The sequence below is a fragment of the Vibrio sp. RC2502 genome, from assembly GCF_054850435.1.
The window spans coordinates 2,116,764-2,134,140 of record NZ_CM141453.1 but is presented as its reverse complement, the minus strand read 5'-3'; the positions used below and the strand labels follow the sequence as shown (position 1 = coordinate 2,134,140).

15 protein-coding genes, 1 riboswitch and 1 other annotated feature are annotated in these 17,377 nt (G+C 44.3%); of the genes, 11 read left to right on the top strand and 4 right to left on the bottom strand.

Annotation, left to right across the window (positions count from 1 at the left end; genetic code table 11):
• Positions 1 to 10 precede the first annotated feature (10 nt).
• Complete coding sequence (gene mnmA / locus ACYJZR_RS09975; RefSeq protein ID WP_005459992.1) at positions 11 to 1,135, bottom strand: tRNA 2-thiouridine(34) synthase MnmA; 1,125 nt, start codon at positions 1,133 to 1,135, stop codon at positions 11 to 13.
• Between the two features lie 189 nt (positions 1,136 to 1,324).
• Here mnmA and ACYJZR_RS09970 point away from each other — a divergent pair, with 189 nt between their 5' ends.
• Positions 1,325 to 1,594, top strand: a complete 270-nt coding sequence (locus ACYJZR_RS09970; RefSeq protein ID WP_005459999.1) for a hypothetical protein — start codon at positions 1,325 to 1,327, stop codon at positions 1,592 to 1,594.
• A 117-nt stretch (positions 1,595 to 1,711) separates the two neighbouring features.
• Positions 1,712 to 3,016 (top strand): inosine/guanosine kinase, encoded by a 1,305-nt coding sequence (locus tag ACYJZR_RS09965; RefSeq protein ID WP_005459989.1) that lies wholly within the window; start codon positions 1,712 to 1,714, stop codon positions 3,014 to 3,016.
• A 125-nt stretch (positions 3,017 to 3,141) separates the two neighbouring features.
• On the opposite strand, the gene ACYJZR_RS09960 is transcribed toward ACYJZR_RS09965, so the two are convergent.
• Positions 3,142 to 3,549, bottom strand: a complete 408-nt coding sequence (locus tag ACYJZR_RS09960; protein ID WP_005460020.1) for a DNA-binding protein H-NS — start codon at positions 3,547 to 3,549, stop codon at positions 3,142 to 3,144.
• 597 nt (positions 3,550 to 4,146) lie between these two features.
• Positions 4,147 to 4,327, top strand: a riboswitch (Lysine riboswitch).
• Between the two features lie 113 nt (positions 4,328 to 4,440).
• Here ACYJZR_RS09960 and tet(35) point away from each other — a divergent pair.
• Positions 4,441 to 6,042 (top strand): tetracycline efflux Na+/H+ antiporter family transporter Tet(35), encoded by a 1,602-nt coding sequence (gene tet(35), locus ACYJZR_RS09955; RefSeq protein ID WP_005495724.1) that lies wholly within the window; start codon positions 4,441 to 4,443, stop codon positions 6,040 to 6,042.
• Between the two features lie 105 nt (positions 6,043 to 6,147).
• On the opposite strand, the gene ACYJZR_RS09950 is transcribed toward tet(35), so the two are convergent.
• Complete coding sequence (locus ACYJZR_RS09950) at positions 6,148 to 8,520, bottom strand: hypothetical protein (RefSeq protein WP_461715824.1); 2,373 nt, start codon at positions 8,518 to 8,520, stop codon at positions 6,148 to 6,150.
• Between the two features lie 176 nt (positions 8,521 to 8,696).
• Entirely contained in the window at positions 8,697 to 9,650 is a 954-nt protein-coding gene (locus ACYJZR_RS09945) for a sigma-54 interaction domain-containing protein (protein WP_005480409.1), read from the bottom strand.
• A 364-nt stretch (positions 9,651 to 10,014) separates the two neighbouring features.
• Positions 10,015 to 10,152 (top strand) — a sequence feature (His leader region).
• A 54-nt stretch (positions 10,153 to 10,206) separates the two neighbouring features.
• Between ACYJZR_RS09945 and hisG the strand changes: the two genes are divergently transcribed.
• The 8 genes from hisG (at position 10,207) to hisIE (ending at position 17,377) form a co-directional block, all read left to right on the top strand.
• Positions 10,207 to 11,103: an ATP phosphoribosyltransferase gene (gene hisG, locus ACYJZR_RS09940; RefSeq protein ID WP_005480403.1), complete on the top strand. Its 897-nt coding sequence runs from the start codon at positions 10,207 to 10,209 to the stop codon at positions 11,101 to 11,103.
• 5 nt (positions 11,104 to 11,108) lie between these two features.
• Complete coding sequence (gene hisD, locus ACYJZR_RS09935; protein WP_461715823.1) at positions 11,109 to 12,404, top strand: histidinol dehydrogenase; 1,296 nt, start codon at positions 11,109 to 11,111, stop codon at positions 12,402 to 12,404.
• Between the two features lie 15 nt (positions 12,405 to 12,419).
• Positions 12,420 to 13,460 (top strand): histidinol-phosphate transaminase, encoded by a 1,041-nt coding sequence (hisC, locus tag ACYJZR_RS09930; protein ID WP_461715822.1) that lies wholly within the window; start codon positions 12,420 to 12,422, stop codon positions 13,458 to 13,460.
• Positions 13,461 to 13,525: 65 nt separating this feature from the next.
• Positions 13,526 to 14,599, top strand: a complete 1,074-nt coding sequence (gene hisB / locus ACYJZR_RS09925) for a bifunctional histidinol-phosphatase/imidazoleglycerol-phosphate dehydratase HisB (RefSeq protein WP_005460048.1) — start codon at positions 13,526 to 13,528, stop codon at positions 14,597 to 14,599.
• Between the two features lie 26 nt (positions 14,600 to 14,625).
• The gene (gene hisH, locus ACYJZR_RS09920) at positions 14,626 to 15,240 is read left to right on the top strand and encodes an imidazole glycerol phosphate synthase subunit HisH (RefSeq protein ID WP_005460004.1); all 615 of its coding nucleotides are present in this window, start codon (positions 14,626 to 14,628) and stop codon (positions 15,238 to 15,240) included.
• Positions 15,241 to 15,252: 12 nt separating this feature from the next.
• Positions 15,253 to 15,990: a 1-(5-phosphoribosyl)-5-[(5-phosphoribosylamino)methylideneamino]imidazole-4-carboxamide isomerase gene (gene hisA, locus ACYJZR_RS09915; RefSeq protein ID WP_005495717.1), complete on the top strand. Its 738-nt coding sequence runs from the start codon at positions 15,253 to 15,255 to the stop codon at positions 15,988 to 15,990.
• Positions 15,972 to 16,745, top strand: coding sequence for an imidazole glycerol phosphate synthase subunit HisF (hisF, locus tag ACYJZR_RS09910; protein WP_020840389.1), 774 nt, complete (start codon positions 15,972 to 15,974; stop codon positions 16,743 to 16,745). Before hisA ends, hisF begins: the two co-directional genes overlap by 19 nt.
• Positions 16,742 to 17,377, top strand: a complete 636-nt coding sequence (gene hisIE, locus ACYJZR_RS09905) for a bifunctional phosphoribosyl-AMP cyclohydrolase/phosphoribosyl-ATP diphosphatase HisIE (protein WP_005460001.1) — start codon at positions 16,742 to 16,744, stop codon at positions 17,375 to 17,377. Before hisF ends, hisIE begins: the two co-directional genes overlap by 4 nt.

The window sequence follows — 17,377 nt, the reverse complement described above, 5'->3', positions numbered from 1 at the left end:
GTAACAACTCCTAAGCTTGAGAATATTTAATGCGTTGCTCGATGATACCACCACCTAAGCAAACGTCATCTTTGTAGAACACGGCTGATTGACCTGGAGTCACGGCAATTTGTGGCTCATCAAAGATCACTTTAATGTTCTCGTCGTCGATAGGAATGATTGTACAAGGAATATCTTGTTGACGGTAACGAGTTTTCACTGTGCACTTCATAACATCGCGAATTGGTTCACGATCTACCCAGTGAAGTTGTGATGCAAGTAGACCTTCTGATTTTAGCATCGGGTGGTCTTTACCTTGAACGGCGATAAGCACGTTGCGGTCGAGATCTTTCTCACCTACGAACCATGGATCTTCATTACCACCGCCGCCTTTACGACCACCGATATGAAGGCCTTTACGTTGACCTAGTGTGTGGTACATCAAGCCTTGGTGCTGACCGATAACTTCGCCTTCTGGCGTTTCGATGTTGCCTGGCTGAGCAGGAAGGTAACGGCCTAGGAACTCAGTAAATTTACGCTCACCGATGAAACAGATGCCTGTTGAATCTTTCTTCTTCGCTGTGATTAGACCTTGTTCTTCCGCGATACGGCGAACTTCTGGTTTTTCCAAATCACCCACAGGGAATAGGCTACGAGCAACTTGTTCGTGGCTTAGTGTGTACAAGAAGTAGCTTTGGTCTTTGTTGCTATCTAGGCCACGCAGCATTTGTGGCTTTTCGCCGTTTTCAGGGAAAGAACGACGCACATAATGACCCATGGCAATGTAGTCTGCCTCAAGCACTTCATCAGCGAATTCAAGGAATGCTTTGAACTTGATTTCTTTGTTACAAAGGATGTCTGGGTTTGGAGTACGACCTGCTTTGTATTCTGCAAGGAAGTATTCGAATACGTTATCCCAGTATTCTGCTGCAAAGTTGATGGTGTGTAGGTGGATGCCTAGCTTGTCACATACTGCTTGAGCATCGGCTAAATCTTCTGCTGCTGTGCAATATTCTTCGTTGTCATCTTCTTCCCAGTTCTTCATGAACAGGCCTTCTACTTGGTAGCCTTGTTGCTTTAGAAGATACGCAGAAACAGATGAATCAACGCCGCCGGACATACCGACGATGACTTTCTTTTGGCTGTTATCAGACATTACTAAACACCACTAAAATAAACGGGACGCAGATTCTAACAGAATCCACAGACCGGTGACAGATCCGAGATCGAAATCACAATTCGTTTTTGCTGCCTTTTTCCGCAACAGCATCACTAAATAGTAATTTCATAAGTATAGAGAGAATATATATGGCATAGTTGGCGAAAATCCAAGAGGACAATATAAATGAGTGACGAAAACCAATTTATGCAAGAAGCTGAGTTGATTGAAATTGTTGAGAATCAGCTTGAAGATGGGAACCCTATCAAAGTTAAAGAAACATTGATGCGTTTGATGATGACGGGTACACCAAGAGAAGAAGCGGTAGCTATGATGGCATGTGCAATGTCGATTGAAATCTTTGATGTAATGAAAAACGAAGGGGAGTTCAATTTAAAGCGTTACACTGAACACCTAAATCAGCTGCCTGATTTGAGCTTCATGGAAGGCGAATAAGTAACCCGGAAGAAAAAAGCATCCAGCAAACGTTTGCTATAATTGCTTTTATTGCCGCTTTATTATTAGCGGTATAGAATCCGTTCTCCTTTTCATCCCCTTACTCAGACTAACAATATGAAATTTCCTGGACAACGCAAATCGAAGCACTATTTTCCTGTTCATGCTCGTGATCCTTTGGTGAGCCAAGCACAAGAAAGCAAGAAGATGACGCGCACTCACATCATCGGTATTGACCAAACTTTGGTGGATATCGAGGCAAAAGTAACGTCAGATGTGATTGAAAAGTACGGTTTGAGTAAAGGTCACTCGCTGGTTATTGATGATGTAAAAGCAGAAGAGCTATACCAGCAATTAAAAGAAGAGAATCTGATCACTAACGAATACGCTGGTGGTACGATTGGCAATACACTTCATAACTACTCGGTTCTTGCAGACGATCGTTCTACGCTGCTTGGTGTGATGAGCCAGGATATCAAAATCGGCAGCTACGGCTATCGTTACCTTTGTAATACATCGAGCCGCATGGACCTGAATTACCTGCAAGGTGTTGATGGTGCTATCGGTCGTTGTTTTGCTTTGATCACTGAAGACGGTGAACGTACTTTTGCGATCAGCGAAGGTCAAATGAACCAGCTTCATCCAGACAGCATTCCTGAGAAAATTTTCAAAAATGCTTCTGCACTAGTACTGACATCTTACTTAGTTCGTTGTAAAGAAGGCGATCCAATGCCTGAAGCAACAATGAAAGCCATTGAGTTTGCGAAGAAGAACGATGTTCCTGTTGTATTAACGCTAGGTACTAAGTTTGTTATTCAAGACGATCCTAAATACTGGCAAGACTTTATTCGTGAACACGTTTCTGTTGTCGCAATGAACGAAGACGAAGCAGAAGCGCTAACAGGCGAAACTGATCCGCTAGCCGCTTCTGATAAGACGCTAGAGTGGGCTGATATGGTGTTATGTACCGCAGGTCCTGTTGGTCTGTTTATGGCGGGTTACACTGAAGACAGTGCGAAGCGTGAAACCACGTTGCCATTACTTCCTGGCTCGATTGCTGAATTTAATCGTTACGAGTTCAGCCGTCCGGCTAAAAAAGATGCTTGTCAGAATCCAATTCGAGTTTATTCACATATTTCTCCTTACATGGGTGGTCCAGAGAAAATTAAGAACACAAACGGTGCGGGTGATGCTGCGTTGTCTGCTGTTCTTCATGACATGGCGGCGAATAAATACCATAAAGAAAATGTGCCTAACTCTAGCAAGCACAGCAATGAGTATTTAACTTACTCATCTTTTTCTCAGGTTTGTAAATATGCGAACCGTGCGAGCTACGAAGTTCTCGTGCAACATTCTCCTCGTCTGTCTCGTGGCTTACCAGAGCGAGAAGACAGTTTGGAAGAAGCATACTGGGAACGTTAATTCATATCGAATTAACCACTTTATAACTAATGTTAAAATGGCGTGTTTGAAAAAATACGCCATTTTTTATTTGCGCAAGACAAATAAAAAAGGCTCCCAACGGGAGCCTTTTTAAACAAGAACGATTAGATTAGGAAATCGTCTAGTGATTTACCTGCGTCAAGTTGCTCTTGAATTGCAGAAGGTGTACGACCTTGGCCTGTCCAAGTTTTTTCTTGGCCATTTGTGTCGATGTACTTGTACTTAGCTGGGCGAGGAGCGCGCTTAGATTTTGCTTTAGTCTTAGTTTCGCCAGATAGTGCGCTAATTAGTGCTTCAACGTCGATACCGTCTTGAGCAATTTTTTCTGCAATCTCTGCTAGCTTAGCTTCTTGTTGTGCTAGTGCTTCACGCTCTGCTTCTTCAGCTTCACGACGCTCTTCAACAACAGTAGTTAGTTTATCTAGAGCTTCTTCCAATTGTTCTAGAGTCAGCTCACGAGAAAATGCACGAAGGCTACGGATATTTAGAAGTGTTTTAGTCAGCTCTGACATAACGATTCCTATTAATAGGTTAACGTGTTTGGCATTTTTAATCGTTACGATTAAATAATACCAATCTACAAATAAAGATAAGTCCTTATATTTAACTTTATCTTTTCCTTATGTGCAAATGCTAAATCATGATTTTGTTTAAATTGAGCTATTTTTTGACTGAAAACTAATATTAATTAACTCGAAATAAATCTTAATAGATAGTGAATTCAAGTTTTACGTGATTATTCTAATCAAGCGAGTTATTGAATGGTGTTTTTTATAAAAGGCACGCTTTGTATTTGCGCAACAGAAAACGAAAGCTGTAATGTGTACGGTATTTGTTATTCATATTTCTTTAAATTATCGATATTAGATAATCCATGATATTTTTATGGTAGTAATAAAGTTTCATAAACAACCAAATTAACGTGATTTCAGTTGCACAATACTCAATTTGTTTGTTCGACGTTTATAAATTGGGTTGGCGATTATTTATTAGTTTAATTTAGTTTGATGTGTTGCATTGGTTCTCATCATAAGTACAATGGCTGCTACCTGATGCAATATTGCAGATAATTTGTTGTTAATTTGTACAATTAACGGTTAATTGTTTGTTGTTGCCGTAGAGGCGCAGTCTCGAAGAGTAGCTATTATTGGGGTGATGCCAATGAATAATAGTGGAAGGCGAAGATTGCCGAAGTAAGTCGTATATCAAAACGCCTTGCTGGGGTTGTATCTGAAAGGAACAACACTGCCATAGTATATTTACATTAAACTATGGAGCGCTACTGTAGGGTTGGGTGGAGTGTTCGCTTCCCTGTCGCTAAGTTCAACATGAGCACGTTTCTTATAAAGAAGGCGTGACTTGTCTGCAGTAGATCTCTAGCCAAACTTTGGTTTTTGAAGATCATGAATTTAATAGATTTTTCTCATTCTCCTGTTTCATTATTGCCTCCTATTGTTGCTCTGACATTGGCGATTCTGACTCGACGTGTATTAGTTTCTCTTGGTGTAGGTATCGCGCTTGGTGCGGTTCTACTTAACAGCTGGTCAATTGGTGGTACTGCAAGCTATGTAGGTACTCAAGTGTCTTCTGTCTTCATTGAAGATGGTGGAATTAACACTTGGAACATGAGCATTGTTGGTTTCCTAATTCTATTAGGCATGACAACGGCTCTATTGACACTTTCTGGCGGTACTCGCGCATTCGCTGAATGGGCACAGTCTCGTGTGAAAAGTAAACGCGGCTCTAAACTTCTTGCAGCCTTTTTAGGCGTATTCATTTTTGTCGACGATTACTTTAACAGTCTTGCTGTAGGTGCGATTTCGCGCCCAGTAACGGATCGCTTCTATGTATCTCGTGCGAAACTGGCTTACATCCTAGATTCAACCGCTGCACCTATGTGTGTCATCATGCCAGCTTCTAGTTGGGGTGCTTACATCATTACTATCATCGGCGGTATTTTAGTATCACACGGTATTACTGAGTATTCAGCGCTTGGGGCGTATGTGCGTCTTATCCCAATGAACTTCTATGCTGTATTTGCGCTGTTAATGGTGTTTGCAGTAGCGTGGTTTGGTCTAGATATCGGCAAGATGCGCGAGCATGAAATTGCAGCGTCTCAAGGTCGTGGTTTTGACAAAGACAAAGAGAACGACACTCAAGAAGCGCATGAGCTTAACGAAGAGTTGGACATTCGTGAGAGCGAAAAAGGTAAAGTCTCTGACTTAATCCTACCGATTGTTACGCTTATCATTGCGACAATTGCTTCGATGATGTACACCGGCGGTCAAGCGTTGGCTGCTGACGGTAAAGAGTTTGCATTGTTAGGTGCATTCGAGAATACCGATGTGGGTACGTCTCTTATTTATGGTAGCTTGCTTGGTTTGGCCGTTGCTCTGTTTACTGTTCTAAAACAAGGTCTACCACTGACTGAGATTACTCGCACACTGTGGATTGGTGCTAAATCGATGTTTGGTGCGATTCTTATCCTTGTGTTTGCGTGGACAATCGGTTCTGTTATCGGTGACATGAAGACGGGTTCGTACCTATCGACTATGGCTCAAGGTAACATTAATCCGCATTGGTTACCTGTAATCCTGTTCTTGTTGTCGGGTCTAATGGCGTTCTCAACCGGTACTTCATGGGGTACATTCGGTATCATGTTACCAATCGCTGGTGATATGGCGGGTGCAACTGACATCGCACTAATGCTTCCTATGCTAAGTGCAGTTTTGGCCGGTGCAGTATTCGGTGACCACTGTTCACCAATCTCGGACACGACTATTTTGTCTTCGACAGGCGCTCGTTGTAATCACATTGACCACGTATCGACTCAGTTGCCTTATGCGCTGTCTGTTGCGTTGGTTTCATGTGTCGGCTTTATTGCACTTGGTATGACAACGTCAATCGCGTTCTCTTTCATTGCAGCATCGATTACATTTGTTATCGTCTGTGCTGTTCTATCATGGTTGTCGAAATCGAAAATAGCATCATGTCAGAGTGCTTAATGGCAATATGATTTGTTGAAAAGAGGAAGCTCCGCTAGTAACTAGCGGAGCTTTTTTTTAACGCGATTTAGGTGAGGGGGGCAATCGCGTTTTTGGGGATAACCTTTAAGATTCTGGCTGTGTGAAGTCAGGTGTTGGACAGTCTTCATACGACGATGGCAGAATTGGAACATCATCGTTGTTATTCAAACCATCCAAAACCGTCTTGATCTGATCAATTTGATTGATGTCTGAACCTTCCCAAGCACTGACCGCGTTACTAATGATATCTCCAATAGACATCCACTGATCGCCAAACCAAATAACGGTAGTTTGGGTTAAACCTTCAGAGGTTGGACGATGTCGAGTGTTAAAGATAAATGCGAGTAGTTGCTGAGCTAGCTGCTCTTTATGCTCGTTAAGGTCCGCGTTGCCATTGCTATCGACCAAGAATTGTGACACTTCGGATTGCCAAGTCCCGGCCATCCAAATAGCAGAATCGCCGCTAAATGCTGCTTCAACTGGCTCTCCACCAGTAAATTTACCGTCAAATGGCTCGTCACCAGCTCCAAAGTAGTTACTTGGAGAGGCGTAAGGGGCTAATCCATTCACATATACTCTGTCGGCTTCAGTTAGTTCACTTAAGCCATTTTTGTTGTGCCAGTAACCTTTGGTGTCAAAGTCTGCAGTGATTTCACAAATGTTATTGAAGTGCACTTCATTACCATTAAGTGCGTCACTGCGGTTGTAAACTTCACCGATAATGAGAGGGACGCCATTTTCCATTTTCATGACAGATTTTACGTCGAACGAAATGGTGTGATCACTGGTATTGTTCCATGCAGCAGAAAGGCTTTCGCTCACTTCATAAGGAGCGGGATCTTCACCGCGAACATTTGGAACGAGAACGAAGAATGTGGCACAGCCATCCTCTCCTGTCATTCGCTGTACGTAACCATTGGCATCGACTTCCGCTAAATTTTCGCCTTCTGGAAGAACACCGGCATCAAGAAGAAGTTGTTCTATCACTAAGAATTCACCATTTTCTGGATACTCAGGGTTGAATGGTTTAGGAACGGGTACACTGTCAGGTATGTAAAGGTTGACCGGCCAATTCGGAATCAAGCCTTCGCCTTCATCATGAATACCGTTACCGTTCATATCGAACGATTTACACACTTTAAGATTTGCAATACCGATAGAACCAAAACGGATGGTTAACACGGGATCATCACTAAAGGTTGGTTGAGCCCAAGCACTAGGCATGAAACCAACGTCATTCTCCTCATTGCCGCTGGCTTCATCTGTGTCCTCACCAGCAGAACGTTTGATGGTTTCGTCGACGTTGGTTTGACATGCTAGAGCGTTTGCAAAGCCTATATGCAGATCGCCATCTTCGAACGTCGGTGCAAAGTCTCTTAAATCTGCGAAGGTTGTGAAGTGAGTGAATGGGGTGTTCATTGCGGTAAAGCCAACTTTTTTCGCCCACCACATGAATTGGTCTAAGCTCCATTGATGGTCTTCAACCCCAAAAACACTAAACGTAATTGGCTCGTCAGGAGAATCATTGGAAAGTTTAGTATTACGCATACCACCCATTTCCATCGCTAAGTCACGAATACCGAACTCCCAATTAGGAATAACTTCATCGATGATAGGATCATATTGGCAGTTCAGGTTTCTGTCGTGGAACGCACGAAAAGCAATATCAAAGTTTGGCGGTTCTGGCTCCGCAGTCTTCGCTTTGAAGTTATCTGTTTTCGAGAATCGAGGGATAAACCCAAAGAACCCTGCACAGTTTTCACCAGTTTCTTCGCCATACAGGTCAGTACCTTCACAAGCGGCTTCTACGCTCGCTGCTGTGGATACCCAAGCTTTGTAAACCCCACCGGAGTTAGGTGTGTTGGCAAATGGAAATAGCTGTATGGTTTCTCCATCAGGCAGAGAAGTAGGGTCGACATCTAAATACTCACTTCCCAATAGATGTCGACATTCTATGTCTATCGATTGGGTGACCATTTTGCCGCGCACTTTAACTTCTTGAGTGATGGTGACGACGTCATTCATATATGTCACACCACCTTCACCGTCGAAATAGAAAAGACGACAGGCTAATGGTTCTGCGTAAAACTCTTCGGCGTTTCTAGCGTTCTTGCCTTTGATTTTTACATCTTGATAGCAGGTACCACCGTTGGTGTCTGCGCTATCTAAAGTGCTTGATAACAAACATTTACCTGATGGATCGGTAACTTGAAAATAATACAAACCAGCAGGCAGTGCTGCGGCTGTTCTTGGGGCGTTAGGCCCAGGGCCTCCATCTAAAAATACTTCTTGTTTAGACTCGTAGCGGACATTTTCATTGACGATATCACCAGCAGGTGTCGTCGTGAATATTGCGCCATCTAATCTAGCGAAAGCTGGTACAGCAAACATGATAGCTAACGAAGATATCGCAAGAGTTGTTGTCCTTAATTTGGATAAAAACCTGTTGATATTCATTTTTTGCTCCTGTGTCATCATGAGTGACGACACAGGATACAAAGGCAAAGAGTATGCCTGTTTTAACTTATTGATTTATAAGAGTCTTACATGACGTGTTTTATATGAAAAAGCTAAGTAAATGATATGCCGTGATTTCGTTGTTACACTGTGTTGCGTTACACATGTACACATTGTCAGATGTTGATATTGTACTTCTTAATAAGCCGATAAAGTGTTGTTCTAGAAATACCTAGATGGCGTGCGGCTGCACTCATATTGTGTTTATTTTCTTCGATGGCCTGTAACAAATAGTCAAGGTCAATTTGATCAACAGAAGGGAGTAATTGCCTTTCACTGTTCTCAAGCCCTAAATCAGCAACGAGTAGGGTATTGTCTTCACACATGACAATTGCCCGCTGAATCACATTACGCAGCTCACGCACATTTCCAGGCCAACGATGTTTAAGCAGTTTTGCTTTCACTTCTTCGGACATGTTGTGTACTTGACCATGAGATAAATCTGTTAAAAAGTGCTCAGATAGCATCAAAATGTCTTTGCCTCTTTTTCGAAGTGGAGGAATGGTCAGCGGTAATATATTGAGTCGATAAAATAGATCCTCCCTAAATTCTCCTTGTACGACTTCGCTTTTTAAATCCACGTGGCTGGCGGCAATCACACGACAATCAACATCGATAAATTTATCCGCACCTACTTTGTGTATTTGTTTGCTTTCTAAAAAGTGAAGGAGATGTATTTGAAGATCCGAAGGCATATCTCCAATCTCATCGAGAAATAAAGTGCCTTTGTGTGCTTTTTGAATAAAACCAATCCGGTCAGAAATGGCACCTGTAAATGCACCTTTTTCGTGGCCAAAAAGTTCGGAAGCAATCAAGCCACTTGGAATCGCACCGCAGTTAACCTCTACAAAGGGTGATGAGCGTCGACTAGATAACTGATGGATGAGTCGAGCACACAAACCTTTACCCACACCAGTTTCACCTTGTATGAGTACTTCAGCGTCACATTGCGCGTACTTTTTAATGGCATTTCGAAGCTCGTGGATACAAGCGCTATTCCCAATCAGAGGATATAGCTCCGCCTCGCTGAATTGCACCGTTTGTTTGGTACTACCTTTTCGCAGTTTCATCATTAATCACTATTTTTGCCCCACTGAAATAATAGTTTTGAATTAGCCGTCTCAATCGTGAGTGAATGTCTCTTTATTGAGAAGTTTGTTAATTACTGTGGATGGTAAAGTCTAAATGTTTGTTTCGGGGAAAATTTATACTAGGGACTTTTTTTGCTAGGAAAATCGTTGTATAGCAACTTCATTTCTTGCACTCTATCGCAATGAAACTAAAAATAAATACTTAAAAAACATAGACTTGAAAAAATAGTTAAGAAAAGTTCAATTTCGGTATTGAAAAATTAAGAATCCTTGGTTAGTGTGGTTACTAACGAAGCAACTAACTAAAGTCTTAAATAAGTATGCGTAATTTTGTAATGAACATTCATCACCATCATCACCCAGCCTAGTCTTTCGGGAGATGTACGCATACCCGGGAGGCAGGAAACTCCCGGAGGTGAAAATCAAAGTAAGAACAGATTTTAAACCCTCGGGAGACGCCAATCTCTCGAGGGTTTTTTAGTTTTACTGGTTTGAAAATTACTTAGATATCAAAATCTTGCACAGGGATAAAGCAATGCAAACACAACGCTTAAGAATCGCAATTCAGAAAAAAGGTCGTCTTAGCAAAGAGAGCCAAGCTCTACTCAAGCAATGCGGCGTGAAATTTAACGTAATGGGTGAGCGTCTTGTTGTTCACTCAGAGAACATGCCAATTGACTTGCTTTTGGTTCGTGACGACGACATCCCTGGCTTGATCATGGATGGCGTGGTTGACCTTGGTTTCATCGGAGAAAACGAACTAGAAGAAGTTCGTCTTGATCGCAAAGCTTTGGGTGAGCCATGTGAGTTTGTTCAACTTCGTCGACTGGATTTTGGTGGCTGCCGTTTGTCCATCGCCATCGATAAAGATGAAGAATACAACGGTCCACAAGATCTCGCAGGCAAACGCATCGCAACGACTTACCCTCAACTTCTTAAAGCGTACATGGATGAAGCCGGCGTGCCATTCTCAACTTGTATGCTCACTGGTTCTGTGGAAGTTGCGCCACGAGCGGGCTTAGCGGATGCGATTGCAGATTTGGTTTCTACAGGTGCAACATTAGAAGCAAACGGCCTGAAAGAAGCCGAAGTCATCTTCAGATCCAAAGCGACGCTTATCCAACGCATTGGTGAGTTCGACGCAGACAAAGCAGAGTTGATCAATAAATTGCTAACTCGCATGCAAGGCGTTCAACAGGCAAAAGAATCAAAATACATCATGCTGCACGCACCAGCTGGAAAGTTGGAGCAAATTAAAGCTTTACTGCCGGGTGCAGAAGATCCAACCGTTTTACCACTATCAGCAGACAAACAGAAAGTTGCCGTTCATTTGGTGAGTACAGAGAACTTGTTCTGGGAAACCATGGAACAGCTAAAAGAACTGGGTGCGAGCTCAATTCTAGTGCTACCAATTGAAAAAATGATGGAGTAACGGCAATGAGAACTGTTGTATGGCAATCACTGAGTGAAGAGCAACAAGATGCAATCTTAGAGCGTCCTGCCATTGCGGAAGGCGCGAATATTACCGCTGCAGTTGCGGATGTGATCGCAAAGGTGCGTACTCAAGGTGACGCAGCGCTATTCGAACTTACAGAAAAGTTTGACCGTGTAAAACCGGAATCAATCCGAGTTCCATCCAAAGAAATTAATGCGGCTTCAGAGCGCCTTTCTGCGGAAATGAAACAAGCACTAGAGCAGGCTTACAGCAACATTGCTAAATTTCATAAAGCACAAAAGCCACAACCAATTAAAGTGGAAACACAACCTGGAGTGATGTGTGAGCAAGTGACACGTCCCATTCAAAAAGTAGGGTTGTATATTCCTGGTGGTAGCGCGCCATTGCCATCGACAGTATTGATGCTGGGCGTGCCTGCAAAAATCGCTGGTTGTCGTAAAGTGGTGCTTTGTTCTCCTCCACCGATTGCAGATGAAATTTTGTACGTTGCCAAGTTGTGCGGCATTGATGAAGTTTACAATGTCGGTGGTGGACAGGCGGTCGCTGCAATGGCGTACGGTACGAAAAGCGTCTCTAAAGTCGATAAAATTTTTGGCCCGGGTAACGCCTATGTGACGGAAGCAAAACGTCAAGTAAGCAATGACTTCCGTGGTGCTGCGATTGACATGCCGGCTGGCCCTTCTGAAGTTCTTGTGATTGCAGACGAAACCGCAGATCCAGACTTCATCGCAGCAGACCTGTTAAGCCAAGCTGAGCACGGCCCTGATTCACAGGTGGTTCTTGTGACACCATCACCAATTGTCGCGGATCAAGTAACGGATGCCGTTCAGCTTCAACTAAAAGCCTTGTCTCGTGCAGACATCGCGCAGAAGGCGTTGGCTTCGAGTCTGATTATTATTTCTGAGTCAATCACACAAGCGGTTTCTATCTCTAACTACTACGGCCCTGAACACTTAATTGTGCAAACGAAGAACCCTCGTGAGCTACTTCCACTACTAGATAATGCGGGCTCTATCTTTCTTGGCGATTGGTCTCCTGAATCTGCAGGTGATTATGCGTCGGGAACTAACCACGTGCTTCCAACTTACGGGTATACTCGTACTTACTCAAGCCTTGGCCTTGCCGATTTTTCTAAACGAATGACAGTGCAAGAGTTATCGGCTGAAGGTTTACAGAATCTCGCTCCGACTGTGGTTACGATGGCGGAGGCGGAAGGTCTCGACGCTCACAAACGTGCAGTCACCATCCGAGTAGAAAAGCTGACCAAAAATAGATAATAAGAGAGTAAAGAGATGGAAAAGCTAGCACGCAAACAAGTCCAAGAATTAACCCCGTATTTATCTGCTCGCCGAATTGGCGGCACGGGTGACGTTTGGCTCAACGCCAATGAATCTCCATTTAATAATGAGTACAAAACGGATTTTGCTCGCCTAAACCGCTACAGCGAATGCCAGCCAAAAGCGCTTATTTCTGCTTACGCTGCCTACGCGGGCGTAAAGCCAGAACAGACGCTTACTTCTCGTGGCGCTGACGAAGGTATTGAGCTGTTAGTTCGCGCTTTCTGTGAGCCAGGACAAGACGCGATTTTGTACTGTCCACCGACTTACGGTATGTACGCAATCAGTGCTGAAACCATTGGTGTTGAACGTAAGACTGTACCGCTAACATCGGATTGGCAGCTTGACCTTGCTGGCATCGAATCCAATCTCGATAACGTCAAGCTGGTTTTTGTTTGTTCGCCAAACAACCCAACCGGTAACCTCGTTAAGCGTGAAGATATTGTCTCTCTGCTTGAGATGACAAAAGACCGAGCAATCGTGGTCATGGACGAAGCGTATATCGATTTTTGCCCTGAGGCGTCAACGGTGGATTTGTTAGCTCAATATCCAAATCTCGCGATTCTACGTACGTTATCAAAAGCGTTCGCGCTTGCAGGCTTACGTTGTGGTTTCACGCTTGCAAACGAGGAGCTAATCAACGTCCTACTTAAAGTCATCGCGCCGTACCCAGTACCAGTGCCTGTTGCTGAAATTGCGGTTCAAGCCTTGTCAGAAGCAGGTTTGGCTCGAGCGAAATTCCAAGTCCTCGACCTTAATGCAAACCGCGCTTATCTGCAGGTTGGTTTGTCGATGATTCCAGGATTGCAAGTTTTCGAAGGGTGGGGCAATTATCTATTGGTTAAATTCCCAGATGGTGATGCGCTGTTTAAAGCGGCGTGGGTTACCGGAATCATTCTACGTAACTCACCAATTGAAAACTGCGTGCGTATCAGCGTTGGTAACCGCGACGAGTGTGAAAAGACACTGGGTTTCATTAGAAACTACTATTCATAAATAGAATTCTCAACGTTCTCGGTTTATGCCGAGAACGAAACAAGATTAGTAATAAGGAAGTTCGAGTGAGCAAGCAACAAAAAATCCTATTTATCGACCGAGATGGCACGCTGATTGTTGAGCCACCGATTGATTTCCAAGTTGACCGCTTGGATAAGTTGAAACTAGAACCGTTTGTTATCCCAAGCCTGTTGTCGTTGCAGGATGCGGGATACCGTCTAGTGATGGTGACAAACCAAGATGGTCTGGGCACAGACAGCTACCCTCAAGAAGACTTCGATGCGCCACACAACATGATGATGGAGATCTTCGAGTCTCAAGGTGTGAAGTTCGATGATGTGCTGATTTGTCCGCATTTTGAAGAAGACAATTGCTCTTGCCGTAAGCCTAAATTAGGCATGGTGAAAGAGTATCTTCAAGGCGGTAAAGTGGATTTCCAAAATTCTGTCGTGATTGGTGACCGTCAAACGGATCTGCAATTGGCGGAAAACATGGCAATTCGCGGTATTCAATACAATCCAGAAACCATGGGCTGGAAGCAGATATTGAAAGATCTGACGGTGAAAGCACGGGTTGCCGAAGTGATTCGTACTACTAAAGAAACCGACATTAAAGTTGCCGTTAATCTGGATGAGCAAGGTGGCAATGATATCTCAACAGGTCTTGGTTTCTTTGACCACATGCTGGATCAAATTGCCACTCACGGTGGCTTCCAAATGGTGTGCAAAGTCGACGGTGATTTACATATTGATGATCACCACACGATTGAAGATACCGCTTTAGCCCTTGGTCAGGCATTAAAAGAGGCGTTGGGCGATAAGCGCGGCATTGGTCGCTTTGGTTTCAGCCTGCCGATGGATGAGTGCTTGGCGCAATGTGCGTTGGATTTGTCTGGTCGTCCTTACCTGAAATTTGACGCGAAATTTAGCCGTGATCAAGTTGGAGACTTGTCGACAGAGATGGTGGTTCACTTCTTCCGTTCTTTAACTGACACACTAGCGTGTACGCTGCACCTTTCTTCTGCTGGCGATAATGATCACCACATCATTGAGAGCCTATTCAAAGCGTTTGGTCGAACGTTACGCCAAGCAATCAAGGTGGAAGGTACGGAGCTGCCAAGCAGCAAAGGCGTCCTTTAAGGCTCATGTGAGCAAGGAGAAAAGCAGTGACAGAACAAAAAGTTGTCATTATCGATACGGGCTGTGCCAACGTTTCTTCGGTGAAGTTTGCCATTGAACGCTTAGGCTATGACGTAACGATTTCAAAAGATCCTCAAGTGGTGTTGTCAGCAGACAAGTTGTTCCTACCTGGTGTGGGTACAGCCAGCGAAGCGATGAAAAACCTTGAAGAGCGTGATCTTATCAATCTCGTTAAGCAAGTTGAAAAGCCATTGCTTGGTATCTGTTTAGGTATGCAGTTATTGGGTAAGTTTTCCCAAGAGAAAGGGCAGAAAGCAGATGAGTTAGTTGAGTGTCTTGGGCTTTGTGATGGCGAAGTGAAGCTGCTACAAACTGGCGATTTGCCATTGCCACACATGGGGTGGAATACCGTTTCCGCAAAAGCAGGCAATCCGTTGTTCAAAGACATTGAAGAGGGTGAGTACTTCTATTTTGTGCACAGCTTTGCGATGCCTGTTGGAGACTACACCATTGCCGAATGTGATTACGGAAATCCATTCACTGCTGCGGTTCAAAGTGGTAATTATTATGGTGTGCAATTCCACCCAGAGCGTTCTTCAAAAGCGGGCGCGAAGCTTATTCAAAACTTCTTAGAATTATAAAAGGGATTTAGTGTGATTATTCCAGCTCTTGATTTAATTGAAGGACAGGTGGTTCGCCTATATCAAGGTGATTACGGCCAAGTAACCGAGTACAAAGTCGACCCAGCAGAGCAGTTCAACTTGTATCACCAAGCAGGGGCTAACTGGCTGCACTTGGTGGATCTGACGGGCGCGAAAGATACATCTGCGCGCCAACTTGATTTGATTGCAAAGCTATTAGCAAGCACGCCTGCGAACATCCAAATCGGTGGCGGTGTGCGTACCGAACAAGACGTTGTGGACTTATTAGAAGCGGGTGCACAGCGCGTTGTGGTTGGTTCAACCGCAGTAAAACAGCCTGAGTTAGTAAAAGGTTGGATGGAAAAATACGGCGCAGAGAAAATCGTTCTCGCGTTGGACATCAACATCGACCAAGACGGCACACGTAAAGTGGCGATCTCTGGTTGGCAAGAAGATTCAGGCGTGACTATTGAAGCTCTGATCAACGATTACCTAACGGTAGGTCTACAGCACGTGCTGTGTACTGACATTTCTCGTGACGGTACGCTAGAAGGCTCAAACGTAGAGCTTTACGTCGACCTATGTAAACAGTACCCACAAGTGCAGTTCCAATCTTCAGGCGGCATCGGTTCGCTAGCAGATATCGAAGCGCTAAAAGGCAGCGGTGTGGCAGGAGTGATTGTTGGTCGCGCGTTGTTAGATGGTAAGTTCACAGCAGAGGAGGCATTTGCATGCTGGCAAAGCGAATAATTCCATGTCTTGATGTTCGTGATGGACAAGTGGTGAAGGGCGTTCAGTTTCGCAACCACGAGATCATCGGTGACATTGTTCCTCTCGCTAAACGCTACGCTGAAGAAGGCGCTGATGAGCTGGTATTTTACGACATCACTGCATCAAGCGATGGTCGTGTAGTTGATAAAAGTTGGGTAGCTCGTGTCGCGGAAGTGATCGACATTCCTTTCTGTGTGGCTGGTGGTATTAAATCCGCAGAGGATGCTGCACGTATTCTGGAGTTTGGTGCAGACAAAGTCTCTATCAACTCGCCTGCGTTGGCTAACCCGCAGCTTATTACTGATTTAGCAGATAAATTTGGCGTTCAGTGTATCGTAGTTGGTATCGATTCCTACTACGACAAAGATACTGGTAAATATCAGGTTTACCAGTTTACTGGCGACGAAGAACGTACAAAGGCGACGAAGTGGGAAACGCGCGATTGGGTACAAGAAGTGCAAAAGCGCGGCGCTGGTGAAATCGTGCTCAACATGATGAACCAAGACGGCGTGCGTAACGGTTACGATATTGAACAGCTCAATATGGTACGCGAAGTGTGTAAAGTTCCTCTCATCGCTTCCGGTGGTGCAGGTGCCATGGAGCACTTTGCAGAAGCATACCAAAAAGCAAACGTGGATGGTGCGCTGGCCGCTTCGGTATTCCACAAGCAAGTCATCAATATTGGTGAACTAAAGCAGTATTTGAAACAACAAGGCATTGAGGTACGACTATGAGTTTTAAAGCCGCCGAAGTCAGTTCGCTGTCGGAGCGAATCAATTGGGAAAAGGTGGATGGCTTGGTACCTGCCATCGTGCAAGACTTCCAATCGAGCCAAGTGCTTATGATGGGTTACATGAACCAAGACGCGCTAGCAAAAACGGGTGAAACGGGTCAGGTGACATTTTTCTCTCGCACTAAAGAGCGTTTATGGACTAAAGGTGAAACGTCTGGCAATGTTCTTCAACTCGTGAATATCTCTCTAGATTGTGACAATGATACTTTGCTGGTTCGAGTGAATCCGATTGGGCCAACTTGCCACACAGGCACAACAACGTGTTGGGACGGCGATGCACAAGAGGAATCACAAATGGTGTGGCTTCATCAACTTGAGCAGCTACTGGCTGCCCGCAAGAGTGCCGATCCAGACTCCTCTTATACCGCCAGTCTTTATGCCCGTGGTACCAAGCGTATTTCGCAGAAAGTGGGCGAAGAAGGCGTTGAAGTCGCGCTTGCGGCGACGTCGGGCGATAAGGCGGAGTTAGTGTGTGAATCTGCAGATTTGATCTATCACTTGTTGGTGCTTTTACAAGACCAAGGTTTATCAATGAACGATGTGGTGAATAAGCTTAAAGAGCGTCACAAGTAG

Excerpts from the sequence above, each read along its gene's own strand:
- ACYJZR_RS09965 (WP_005459989.1), top strand. The coding sequence starts at position 1,712 with ATGAAATTTCCTGGACAACGCAAATCGAAGCACTATTTTCCTGTTCAT.
- ACYJZR_RS09970 (WP_005459999.1), top strand. The coding sequence starts at position 1,325 with ATGAGTGACGAAAACCAATTTATGCAAGAAGCTGAGTTGATTGAAATT.
- hisD (WP_461715823.1), top strand. The coding sequence starts at position 11,109 with ATGAGAACTGTTGTATGGCAATCACTGAGTGAAGAGCAACAAGATGCA.
- ACYJZR_RS09945 (WP_005480409.1), bottom strand. The coding sequence starts at position 9,650 with ATGAAACTGCGAAAAGGTAGTACCAAACAAACGGTGCAATTCAGCGAG.
- hisC (WP_461715822.1), top strand. The coding sequence starts at position 12,420 with ATGGAAAAGCTAGCACGCAAACAAGTCCAAGAATTAACCCCGTATTTA.
- ACYJZR_RS09950 (WP_461715824.1), bottom strand. The coding sequence starts at position 8,520 with ATGAATATCAACAGGTTTTTATCCAAATTAAGGACAACAACTCTTGCG.
- ACYJZR_RS09960 (WP_005460020.1), bottom strand. The coding sequence starts at position 3,549 with ATGTCAGAGCTGACTAAAACACTTCTAAATATCCGTAGCCTTCGTGCA.
- hisF (WP_020840389.1), top strand. The coding sequence starts at position 15,972 with ATGCTGGCAAAGCGAATAATTCCATGTCTTGATGTTCGTGATGGACAA.
- hisG (WP_005480403.1), top strand. The coding sequence starts at position 10,207 with ATGCAAACACAACGCTTAAGAATCGCAATTCAGAAAAAAGGTCGTCTT.
- hisIE (WP_005460001.1), top strand. The coding sequence starts at position 16,742 with ATGAGTTTTAAAGCCGCCGAAGTCAGTTCGCTGTCGGAGCGAATCAAT.
- mnmA (WP_005459992.1), bottom strand. The coding sequence starts at position 1,135 with ATGTCTGATAACAGCCAAAAGAAAGTCATCGTCGGTATGTCCGGCGGC.